The sequence below is a fragment of the Vibrio sp. V43_P6S15P86 genome (assembly GCF_009904725.1).
Lineage (GTDB): Bacteria > Pseudomonadota > Gammaproteobacteria > Enterobacterales > Vibrionaceae > Vibrio > Vibrio diabolicus.
Map to the genome: position 1 here is coordinate 1 of NZ_WXWT01000032.1, position 11,338 is coordinate 11,338.

The following is an 11,338-nucleotide window of genomic DNA, read 5'->3' on the forward strand; positions in this document are numbered from 1 at the left end:
ATATAAGTGCTCAGAAGTAGAACAGAAAAAGTTTGGGAATACACCAGATTTTTGATAAATCTATATTACAATTTGATTTTTTGTGATGGATAGTTAACTCTGTTGTCCTGCAGTTTAACTCACGGTGATAAGCACACAGGTATACAGGAGTAAGATAGAAAAGCCAGTAACGATAGGGGGCGCTACTGGCTTTAGTTGTCTTAAATGTAGGAATGGTGTTATAGAGACTGTAATAGCTGGTAGTAACGCCCTTTTTGAGCGAGTAGCGTTGGATGATCGCCTTGTTCGATGATCTCACCTTGTTCCATCAAACAGATGCTATCCATGCTTTCTAGCTCTATTAGTCGGTGTGTAATGAATATCACTGTCTTATTAGCAAAGTGCTCATTGAAAAGCGCCATCACTTTCTGTTCCGTACGCTTATCGAGACCTTCAGTTGGTTCATCCAAGAGTAGGATTGGCGCATCACGTAGCAATGCGCGAGCGATACCGATTCGGCGTTTCTCTCCACCAGATAACTGACGACCACCGTCGCCTAACCAAGCGTCTAACCCTGGAGCCTCAAGAAGGCCACCAAGTTCGACTTTTTGAAGAATCTCAGACAGTCGCTCATCACTTGCTTCTGGAGCGGCCATAAGTAAGTTGTCACGCAGTGTTCCATTCAGTACATCAACGCGTTGACTGACCACTGTCATTGCTTCTCGTAGGTCAGACTCGCTCCAATCTTGCAGTTTTGTACCACCGATTCGAACTTCACCTTGGTTAACATCCCAGTAGCGACAAAGAAGCTGAATCAGTGTTGATTTACCTGAACCTGTTTGACCTACAATCGCTGTTTTAGTGCCCAACGGTAGTGAGAGTGACAAGTCTTTCAGCACCTTTTGCTGACCGTCAGGGTAAGTGAAGTCAATGTTGTCGAATTCAATGTCTAACGTTGTGTCTTTATGTTTCGACTGCTCAGGGAAGACAACGTCAGGTTCAGCCAAAATTACTTCATTTAAACGACGAGCAGAAGTCAACGTTTGACCGAGATACTGGAATGCGCCCGCGATAGGCATCAAAATTTCAAAACTTGCCATCGTTGCAAATGCAAACAACGCAATCCAAGGATCAGGAGCATGACCTCCTACGCCGTCTGCAGCAAACCAAAGCATCACAACCAGTGTAAGACCGTTCACAAGCATAAGCAGGCCTGAAGCCATGCCCGTTAAATTCGCGTTCACAAACTGATTAGACAAAAGCTGCTTTTGCTTCTCTAGAATGAGATTGCGATAACGCTCTTCTGCTCCAAAGATACTCAGTTCGCTGTAGCCTTGAAGCCAGTCCAGAGTCGCCACTCGCAATTGCGCTTTATGATGAGTGAGATTCTCGCCATTACTTTTACCAAGTTTATAGAACAACACTGGCCATACAAACAACATGACGGTAAGAATCGAGCCAAGCAGTAGGGCGAGATGCCAATCAAAGAACGCCAGGACAGCCGTTAAACTCAATATGCCAAAAATACCAATCACGACAGGGCTGATAAGTCGAAGGTAAACGTGATCCATCGCATCTACGTCCGCCACTAGGCGGTTGAGCAGATCGGCATCACGCATCGTAGAGACACGACCCGGAATCAGTGGTGCAAGTTTCTTAAAGAAGAAGATACGTAGATCGGTAAGTAACTTGAACGTCGCATTGTGGCTGACGACACGTTCTCCCCATCGACCTGCGGTTCGAGCCATTGCAGCGCCGCGTACCCCGGCGCCTGGTAACATGTAGTTGAAGGTCTCACGAGCAACCGTCAAGCCTGCCACCGCTGCGGCTGAAATAAACCAACCCGATAGCGTTAATAAGCCAATAGATGCAGCTAAGGTCAGAAATGCCAATAGCATACCTAGCGAAAGACCAAACCAATGTTTCTTATAGAGTTTTAGATAAGGGAGTAAATCACGCATCTAAGTTCCCCTTGTCTGTTTCACGTTGTGCGAGGTTCGCTTCCAACATGTCTTTAAATAAGCCATCTTCTGTCGACAGTGTGTCGTAATCACCACGTTGAACAATCTGGCCGTCCTGCATAACAAGAATTTGCGATACGCTTTGTAAAGGTGCCAGCTGGTGAGTAATCATCAAATTCGTTGTGGCATGTGCGTACTTGTTAATGCCTTCCATGACGAGTTTTTCACTACGAGCATCTAAGCTTGCGGTCGGTTCATCTAATAACCAAAAACGACCATTTTGTAGCATAGCGCGAGCCAACGCTAAACGCTGGGCTTGGCCGACAGATAAACCACCAGAGCGGTCAGATATCGGGTAATCCAACCCATGCATTTCAACAAATTCAGCAGCATGAGAGTCATTCAAAACAGAATGAACGTCTGCATCTTGAATGTTGTGTTTGCCTAACGTGACGTTATCTCGAATGCTGCCATGTAATAGCATTGGGTTTTGACCAATCCAGCTTACGGCCTCTCGCCATGTGGCGAGATCCAATTGTGACAATTCACAACCATTAATCTTCAAGCTACCTTGATAAGGCATGAAACCGAGGATGGTGTTTACCAAGCTTGTTTTACCTGCGCCACTTGGTCCAACTAAAGCCGTACTTTTGTTGGCTTCAAGAGAGAAGGATAGGGGACCCGCGAGCTGCTTACCTTCCGGACTAAAAATGGTTAACTCGTCCGCTTCAATATGGATGGGACTACTCTTATCTAACGCTTGGGTGCCATCTTTGACTTGATCGACTTCCAAATCCAGAAACTCGACAATGCTTTCTGCTGCGCCAACCGCTTGCTGTTTCGCATGATAGAACGTGCCCAAATCACGTAATGGCTGATAAAACTCTGGCGCAAGAATCAGAATGAACAAACCAGCAAACAGCGTAACACCTGTGCCGTAGTAGCCGAAATCGAGCTCTCCGATATAACTAAAGCCAAAGTAGACGGCGGTAATTGCGATAGAAATGGAAGTGAAAAACTCTAAAACCGCAGAAGATAGAAACGCGATTTTCAGAACGTCCATGGTGCGAGTACGAAAGACTTCCGAAGCACCCTTAAGAGTTTCAGTTTCAGATTTTGTTCTATCGAATAAGCGAATGGTCGTCATTGCTTGCAAGCGGTCATAAAAGTGACCGGACAAACGCTGCATCGCTTTAAAGTTTTTACGGTTTGCTTCTGCGGCTTTCATCCCAACCAGTGCCATGAAAATAGGCACTAGTGGTGCTGTGACGAGGAAGATCAAGCCTGCCGCCCAGTTTACTGGGAATACGGCAACCAAAATAATGAAAGGCACTAATACCGATAATGACATCTGAGGCAAGTAGCGAGAGAAGAAATCCTGCATATCTTCTACCTGCTCTAAGATGAGCGTCGCCCAGCTGCCGGCAGGTTTGCCTTTGATGTAAGCTGGCCCAAGTTTATGAACTTTATCTAAAATGAGTTGGCGAATATAAACTCGAATTTGCTCACCGCAACGGTAACCGGCAAGCTCTCGACCCCAGGTACAAGCAGCTCGACCGATAACCGTGCCACCAAGCCCAACAAAATGCCAAATGAGGTCGGCTTTGTCGACTTGGTCAATGATTAACTGGTGCAGAATGGAGGCGAGCAGGGCTGCTTGAGCCAATAAAAACACGCTTGAAAGTACGCCTAGGCCTATCGCAATCATAAGCCAGCGCTTGGCTAACTTACTTTGTTGCTTAAGCCACTTATTCAAGCTGCTTTGCTTTTTCTTATCCATCGTGAAGGCTTAATGATAATTGTTTTAATGAGGCGGTAGTATACAAAAGAAAACCCAGCGGGAATACCGCTGGGCTTTAAGGATATGACACAAATGTGAAAAGTTATTTGTCACCAAGTGAGTCTAAGAAACGCTCAGCATCTAATGCCGCCATACAACCTGTACCTGCAGATGTGATAGCTTGACGGTAGTTATGGTCCATAACGTCGCCTGCTGCAAATACACCTTCAATGCTAGTTTGTGTCGCGTTGCCTTCTAGGCCAGACTTAACGATGATGTAGCCATCTTTCATGTCTACTTGGCCTTCAAAGATTTGTGTGTTTGGCTGGTGGCCGATCGCAATAAACGCCCCCATCACTTCAAGGTCTTCAGTCGCACCTGTGTTGACGTCTTTAATACGAACGCCAGTTACGCCCATGTCGTCGCCAAGTACTTCATCGAGAGTTCGATCGGTATGAAGAACGATATTACCGCTTTCAACTTTATCCATCAGACGTTTCACAAGGATCTTCTCTGCACGGAATGAATCGCGGCGGTGGATCAGGTGAACTTCTGACGCAATGTTAGATAGGTAAAGTGCTTCCTCAACAGCAGTGTTACCGCCGCCCACAACTGCAACTTTCTGATTACGGTAGAAGAAACCGTCACAGGTTGCACAAGCAGAAACGCCGCGACCTTTAAATGCTTCTTCAGACTCAAGGCCAAGGTATTTTGCTGATGCACCTGTAGAAATAATCAATGCGTCACATGTGTACTCACCAGAATCGCCTTTTAAACGAAATGGGCGTTGTGATAGTTCTACTTCGTTGATGTGATCAAACACGATTTCAGTTTCGAAACGCTCTGCGTGCTCTTTCATGCGATCCATCAATGCAGGACCTGTCAGACCTTCAGCGTCGCCGGGCCAGTTTTCAACTTCAGTAGTGGTGGTTAGCTGACCACCTTGTTGCATTCCCGTCACAAGCACAGGGTTTAGGTTGGCACGCGCTGCGTAGACGGCAGCTGTGTATCCTGCTGGACCAGAACCAAGAATTAATAGTTTACAATGTTTTACGTCGCTCATTATGGCTCCAAAAAGGGCTGAACATTTCCCTCGATTGTATGGAAATTCTTAGTGCTTTAAAAGCATAAACAACGATTGTGATCGAATAATTGGTTATAGATTAGAACCCACTAAAGATTGATAAAGAACGTTGACTTCTAGCATAAAATTCTATTCGTAGTAGAGAAGTCTAGTTTCAAATATCGCCAAAGCGCAAAACTGAAACATGGTTCTGCATTTGCGCTTTGGATTGGTCTGTTATGTTGTTTTTGTTATTTTGTTGAAGCTATCAATGTTAAAAGCTGGCAATTGCAGAATATTTGCGTAACCTAGTGTGTAAATTAAATGTTAATTAATGTGCCTCATTAAAGGAGACAATGATGTTACATTCACGTGAGAATACTCTGCATTTAACACAGCTCAGCATGGCAGCAATTGAGCAGCTTTCCCCATCGTTTGAAGAACTGCCTCGTACCGAGCATGCAGATGGTCAGTATCGACTAAGACGTTATTCTGTGGTTGGTTTTGATAATGGCAAAGTCATTGACTTAAACAAAAACAGCTTTGTTCAATCGTCTGATATCAACCGATTCCAAGGTGATGTTGTAAGACAATTTGAGCCGATTGAGAAGGATATTCTCACCAGTGATGGTTTCCGAGAAATGTGCGAATTGTTTGTCAATGCGAATCATCTGCCTAACGGCCAGGAAATAGAAATTCACCAAATCCGAATCACAGCGCTAGAAGAAGAAACTCAAGTGGCACCTGAAGGTGTACACCAAGACGGTTTTGATCACATTGCAATGGTTGGCGTGGGACGTCATAACATCATTGGTGGCGACATCATGCTGTACAGCAGTCATAACCAAGCCCCATTTTTCCGTAAGGTGTTAGAAACGGGGGAGGTTGCAATATTGGCAGACAGTAAACTGTGGCACAACGCGTGCCCAATCCGTTCTGTCATTGATGATGAAGCGGGTCATATGGATGTGTTTGTACTCACGGCTACGGATAAGCGCAATGAACTTCAATCTTAATCTGATCAGAGAGCAGTTTCCGGCACTCGCTCAATACCATAACGACAAACCTGTGACGTTTTTTGATGGTCCAGGCGGGTCACAGGTACCTCAATCAGTGCTAGATAGCATGGTGGGGTATTTAGGTCGTTTCAACGCCAACTTAGGCGGGCATTATTTTTCTAGCCAAAAGACGGTTGACGTGATGCAAAATGCACGCGAGTCAGCGCAAGCTCTGCTTAACGCGCCGTCATCTGGCAATATCGTCTTCGGTGCGAACATGACATCGTTAACCTTTCAGCTTAGTCGTGCGATTAGCCGAGATTGGCAAGAGGGAGATGAGGTTATTGTTTCCGCTTTGGATCACTATTCGAATGTGTCCAGCTGGCAACAAGCGGCAGAAGATCAAGGCGTTACGGTTCATCAGGTTCGTATCAACGAAGATGATTGTACGTTGGACTTGGAGCATTTAAGCAGTCTTCTTTCTGATAAAACGCGCCTTGTAGCGGTGACCTATGCATCGAATACGACTGGTTCTATCGTGGATGTGCAGCGAGTAGTAAGCATGGCGCACAACGTCGGGGCACAAGTTTATGTGGATGCCGTTCATTACGCGCCGCATCATTTGGTTGATGTTCAAGCGTTAGGCTGTGACTTTTTAGCTTGCTCAGCTTACAAGTTTTTCGGCCCGCACGTTGGTATTGTTTACATAGCCGATCAGTGGCTGCACAGTATTCGTCCGTACAAAGTCGAGCCTGCAACCAATATTGGCCCGGGCCGATTTGAAACGGGGACGCAAAGTTTTGAAGGTCTTGCTGGTGTCGTTGCTGCGGTTGAGTATCTGGCTCAATTTGGTGAAGCCGGTTTACCTCTTCGCCAACGGTTGGAGCAAAGTTACCAATTGTATGAACAACATGAGCAACGCTTGAGTGAGCGTTTCTTACAGCGTCTGAGTGCACTAGATGGTGTCAATCTATTTGGCATTGCGAAAGAAGATAGCCAACTCCGCACACCAACTTTTGCGCTAACATTCGACCTATATTCTCCAGAATTCATCGCGAAAACGCTGGGTGAACACAACATCTGTGTTTGGAGCGGCCACTTTTATGCGCTGGGTTTAGTTCGTCAACTTGGTCTAGAAGAGTCGGGTGGTGTAGTACGAATTGGTTGCATGCATTACAACACAATAGAAGAAGTCGATATGTTGTTCGATGTACTAGAAAACATCCTTGATGCGTAACTGATCATATCTTCCTGATAGAAAAACAAAAGCTCGAGTCAAACTCGAGCTTTTTCGTTTTTATTTCAATAAACCAGCCACATACGAAACTAGGTGCTTACCTCCACTTCATAGGAAGTGAATTTTCTTACGTTGATCACGCCAGTGTCAAAAATGAGGTATTGACCTTTGATGCCTTGCAAAGTGCCAGTAACAACCGGGTTTTTATCGAAATTATGCGAGGTGATCTTAGTTGGGTGCTGTTGCACCGGATAGCTAAGGTCGGTAATGCTTTCGCTTAATATTTCAATTGCATCTTCACCGAATTGCTGTTTTATCTCAGCAATCTTATCTTCGACTAAAGGTAATAGCTCAGCAAAACGATCTTGTAGTGCCATTGGTTCACCGTCGCCTTTCAGCAGTGTGCGCCAATTGGTTTTATCTGCGATGTGTTTCGCCAGTTCAACTTCAATTAAACCGGAGATATGGCGAGTTTTTACCTTAAAAATTGGCAAACCCTGAGTCGCACCTTGATCAATCCAACGAGTTGGGATTTGCGTATGACGAGTGATACCAACTTTTAAGCTGGATGTATTGGATAGGTAGACAAAGTGATCCACCATGCAGTTCTCTTCGCCCCATTGTGGCTCGCGACAGGTCCCTTGGTCGTAATGACAAGTCTCTGGCTTCATGATGCACATATCGCAGCTTGCTAGCTTTTTCATACAGACAAAACAATGGCCTTGCGAATAACTCTTTTTCGTTTTCTTACCACATGAGCAACAAAAAATATTGCCCGTGTGAGTCAGTGTGAGCGTTTTACCTAGAAACGGCGATAGATCAATCTCTTCCTCACCAACAGGTAGACGGTAACTAACAGCACCGTCCAGAGATGCACGCATTTTATTTAGCGTACCAGTTGCAATTAATGACATGACATTACTCATTATTGTGTTTTTGCACAGTATATCCGAAGTGGTGATGAGATGCAGGGTTGACAGGCACATTAAAGCGAAATGTATCGCTCTGAAATGTTATGCACTGGCCTTCATGGGTTAGGAAATACGGCTGTGAAATGCTTCGCAAATAACAAGTGAACCGCATTTTTGAGAGATTTAAAAACGTGATAACGGTTCAAAACACGTTACCATGTATCGAAAGTAAGAACGAAGGCTAAAAGTAATTTTGTTTCTTGATAAATGACTTTGTTTGAAGTTCGAAAAACCATTGAGTACATTGTGTTGTATATAAGCTGAGCAGGTCACTCGCCCATGAAGTGGATCCATAAATTTATCTTTGCCCTCTCTATTTGCACTATTAGTTTGGTTGCCCTTTATAGTGTGCTTGGCGATACGCGAAAGCTGACCATTACACCTGAGCATTTCAATATCTATGCAACTAAAGATGCCAGTGAAGGAGGTGTGAGTGAGGCAGATATCACATACGATCGGCAAAGCCTAGTTCTTAGCTGTGAACTAAAGCAGAGCTCGTATGCTTGGCCTTATTGCGGAATCTCGGTTTATACCGATTCAGCAACGCCAACACAGGGTATTGACCTTTCCAACTACCATACGATTCGATTGAAGGTGCGATATGAAGAGGCAGGAATAGGGGCTAACCCTAGCCATGACCTACGTTTGTATCTTCGCAATTATAATTCTGAGTATTCCAAACCAGACGACGAGTACACGATTAAATACAATGGCATGCAGTTTTCTCCGTCCGGTTCAAACGACATCATCGAAATTCCGATTAAAAATTTACAGGTGATGACGTGGTGGTTAGTAGACAACAACGTCGCAATTGAACACTCTGCACCTGAATTTTCAAACATCACACGTATTGATATAGCGACCGGATCTGGTGCGGCACTTGGCGAGCACAAAATTGTGATTGATAAAATTGAGTTTGAAGGCGCTTACCTTGCACAAGAAACGTTACTGTATGCGCTCTTACTCTCTTGGATGGCGCTTGGACTGGCATTTTCGCTGCATGAATTACGAAAAAATCGAGTCGCTTATGAAAAAGCGAAAAAACGTCATCGTCATTTAGAGAAGGTGAATGGTACGTTGCGAGCTCAAAACTATGAGTTTGCAGAGTTGGCGCATCGCGATGCGTTGACGGGAGCGATGAACCGTCACGCAGTTCAGCACTGGCTTGAGCAGCAATCACGGCAAGTTCGCTGGGGGCATAGTACATTCAGTATCCTTTATATGGATTTGGATAAATTTAAGAAGGTGAATGACAAATTTGGGCACCAAATGGGGGATGACATATTGCGCGAATTTGTCATGGTGGTGGCAAGTTCCATCTACCCAGATGACCGACTTGTTCGTTGGGGGGGAGAAGAATTTGTTGTATTTTGCCCTGACACCAATATTGATCAAGCTGTGAAGAAGTCGGAAATGATTCGCAAAAATGTGGAGAGTCATTTGTGGGTACACGGTGAATCATTAACATGCAGCATTGGCGTCGCCCAAATGCAAAATGAACGCGTCTCAGAAACCATGGCGAGAGCAGATGAAGTGCTCTATCAAGCGAAGCGCAATGGTCGTAACCGGGTCGAGGTTCATTATGGTTTGCTTGCCTGCGAAAAGAAGCAAGCCTAACGATTCGTCACTCAAAGGAATTAAAAAAGGTGGCCAACGGGCCACCAAGAGGGAAACTGCTGAACACCACTTAGGGGGAAGTTTGGGGCATCGATGTGATTACCGTGAGCAGCAGTGTAGTGCTAATCGAACTTGCTATTTTTTACCAGAACAACCAAGCGAAAAGCGTTAGTGCAGCAATACAGGCAATGTTTAAGACGAAGCCAATTCGCATCATTTCTTTTTGCTTGATATGACCCGTACCGAACACAATCGCATTTGGAGGCGTCGCAACTGGTAACATAAATGCACAAGAAGCGGCGACGGCAATCAATGCAGACAGAATGACCGGAGACATGCCTAAGGCCTCTGCAATGGTTGCAAATACAGGGACCAGTAGTGCAGCACTAGCGGTGTTACTTGCAAACTCAGTCAAGAAGACAACAAAAGCAACCACTGCAAGAATCGTTAGGAGAATACCGGCTTGCTCAAGGAAGCCTGACAAGCTATGAGCCAAAAATACGCTTGTTCCGGTTGCTTTTAGAACGTTGCTCAAACAGATACCACCACCAAATAGGATTAACACACCCCAGTCGGTTGTTTTCTCAATATCTTTCCACTCGACGGCGCGAGAAGCCCCAAGCAGAAGGATTGCACCTATTGCGACAAGGGTATCGAACTTAGCGAAGCCACCTAGCATAGCGTTAATTGGCTTACTGAATATCCACAAAGTCACGGTCAGTAAGAAAATCGCCAGCGTAATCATTTTGCCGTTTGTCCACTCGACAGGCTGATGATCAAGGTCAAACTTGTGGCTAAGGTCAGGCTTAGTCATGGTGTACAAAACGAGAATAGCGATTGGCATTAGTACTAATGAGATAGGCACACCGAGCTTCATCCACTCAGTAAAACTTAGGCCAACTTCAGCTGCTGCAATGGCGTTTGGTGGGCTACCAACCAGCGTTGCAATACCACCAATCGAAGCACTGTAAGCGATGCCGAGCAGAACAAACAAAAAGGTATTGTGATTTTTCTTAGCGTCTAGCTTTGTCATCACACCCAGTACAAGAGGCAGCATCATAGCAGCAGTGGCGGTGTTTGAAATCCACATTGACAGGCCAGCACTCACACCAAATAGCATGAATACAGCAACAGACATTTTGCCTCGTGCGAGTAACAGCACTTTATCAGCAATAGCTTGGTCTAACTTCTGTTTATGCAAAGCCGCAGCAAGTGCAAAACCACCTAAGAATAGAAAAATGATGGAGTTGGAGAAGTTGTTCAGTGCGGTCTGAGTGTTAAACACGCCTAAAAATACCGCAAGTAATGGTATGAGCAGCGCGGTTATGCTGACGTGAATCGCTTCGGTTAGCCAAAGAATAGCAACAAAAACTAAGATGCTAAGGCCGGTTACTACTTGTGGCTCAAAGGGTAGGGTATTAAACAAGATAATGAACAATACGATATTCGCGTTCAAAATCATGCTGTTGCGAGTGAAGAACCAGTTCTTCAATGTCACAGCGAGTGCGGTCATGGGTAGTGCTCCTTTTGCATTGCCTTTTGTCGGTTTTTTATGGCAAAGTAACTGACTTGTAGTTATTTATTGATTAAATGTTACTTGGAATGCAAAAAAGAGTTTTGCCTGAATCATAGAGCAAATTAGAAAATGTGATGTTGAGAATTGGAAATGGGTAGAAAACTACCCATTTGTTTTATAGAAATGTTATTAGCCTTGTGAGCTACGTTGTTACTC

The 11,338-nt window shown here is 44.9% G+C and carries 8 protein-coding genes; 3 read left to right on the forward strand and 5 right to left on the reverse strand.

Features of this window, described 5'->3' with window-relative positions; translation table 11 throughout:
* Positions 1-218: 218 nt before the first annotated feature.
* From cydC to trxB, 3 genes are all read right to left on the reverse strand, one after another.
* Complete coding sequence (cydC, locus tag CAG69_RS01555) at positions 219-1,940, reverse strand: heme ABC transporter ATP-binding protein/permease CydC (RefSeq protein WP_161442386.1); 1,722 nt, start codon at positions 1,938-1,940, stop codon at positions 219-221.
* Positions 1,933-3,720, reverse strand: coding sequence for a heme ABC transporter permease/ATP-binding protein CydD (gene cydD, locus CAG69_RS01560; RefSeq protein WP_161442388.1), 1,788 nt, complete (start codon positions 3,718-3,720; stop codon positions 1,933-1,935). The genes cydC and cydD overlap by 8 nt, the downstream gene beginning before the upstream one ends.
* Before the next feature lie 103 nt (positions 3,721-3,823).
* Positions 3,824-4,783: a thioredoxin-disulfide reductase gene (gene trxB, locus CAG69_RS01565; protein ID WP_005393195.1), complete on the reverse strand. Its 960-nt coding sequence runs from the start codon at positions 4,781-4,783 to the stop codon at positions 3,824-3,826.
* Positions 4,784-5,142: 359 nt separating this feature from the next.
* Here trxB and CAG69_RS01570 point away from each other — a divergent pair, with 359 nt between their 5' ends.
* Together CAG69_RS01570 and CAG69_RS01575 are read left to right on the forward strand one after the other, a co-directional pair.
* Complete coding sequence (locus CAG69_RS01570; RefSeq protein WP_005393193.1) at positions 5,143-5,799, forward strand: 2OG-Fe dioxygenase family protein; 657 nt, start codon at positions 5,143-5,145, stop codon at positions 5,797-5,799.
* Positions 5,783-7,018, forward strand: a complete 1,236-nt coding sequence (locus tag CAG69_RS01575) for a cysteine desulfurase-like protein (RefSeq protein WP_161442390.1) — start codon at positions 5,783-5,785, stop codon at positions 7,016-7,018. Before CAG69_RS01570 ends, CAG69_RS01575 begins: the two co-directional genes overlap by 17 nt.
* 89 nt (positions 7,019-7,107) lie before the next feature.
* On the opposite strand, the gene CAG69_RS01580 is transcribed toward CAG69_RS01575, so the two are convergent.
* On the reverse strand, positions 7,108-7,932 hold the full coding sequence (locus CAG69_RS01580) for a DUF2797 domain-containing protein (RefSeq protein ID WP_048626261.1): 825 nt from the start codon (positions 7,930-7,932) through the stop codon (positions 7,108-7,110).
* Between the two features lie 336 nt (positions 7,933-8,268).
* On the opposite strand from CAG69_RS01580, the gene CAG69_RS01585 reads away from it, so the two are divergent.
* The gene (locus tag CAG69_RS01585) at positions 8,269-9,606 is read left to right on the forward strand and encodes a GGDEF domain-containing protein (RefSeq protein ID WP_161442392.1); all 1,338 of its coding nucleotides are present in this window, start codon (positions 8,269-8,271) and stop codon (positions 9,604-9,606) included.
* Between the two features lie 142 nt (positions 9,607-9,748).
* On the opposite strand, the gene CAG69_RS01590 is transcribed toward CAG69_RS01585, so the two are convergent.
* A complete protein-coding gene (locus tag CAG69_RS01590) occupies positions 9,749-11,119 on the reverse strand; it encodes an SLC13 family permease (RefSeq protein ID WP_005395853.1) in 1,371 nt (456 codons plus the stop codon).
* Positions 11,120-11,338 lie beyond the last annotated feature (219 nt).

Coding starts and splice junctions, on each gene's coding strand:
- trxB (WP_005393195.1), bottom strand. CDS start 4,783: ATGAGCGACGTAAAACATTGTAAACTATTAATTCTTGGTTCTGGTCCA.
- CAG69_RS01580 (WP_048626261.1), bottom strand. CDS start 7,932: ATGTCATTAATTGCAACTGGTACGCTAAATAAAATGCGTGCATCTCTG.
- cydC (WP_161442386.1), bottom strand. CDS start 1,940: ATGCGTGATTTACTCCCTTATCTAAAACTCTATAAGAAACATTGGTTT.
- cydD (WP_161442388.1), bottom strand. CDS start 3,720: ATGGATAAGAAAAAGCAAAGCAGCTTGAATAAGTGGCTTAAGCAACAA.
- CAG69_RS01590 (WP_005395853.1), bottom strand. CDS start 11,119: ATGACCGCACTCGCTGTGACATTGAAGAACTGGTTCTTCACTCGCAAC.
- CAG69_RS01570 (WP_005393193.1), top strand. CDS start 5,143: ATGTTACATTCACGTGAGAATACTCTGCATTTAACACAGCTCAGCATG.
- CAG69_RS01575 (WP_161442390.1), top strand. CDS start 5,783: ATGAACTTCAATCTTAATCTGATCAGAGAGCAGTTTCCGGCACTCGCT.
- CAG69_RS01585 (WP_161442392.1), top strand. CDS start 8,269: ATGAAGTGGATCCATAAATTTATCTTTGCCCTCTCTATTTGCACTATT.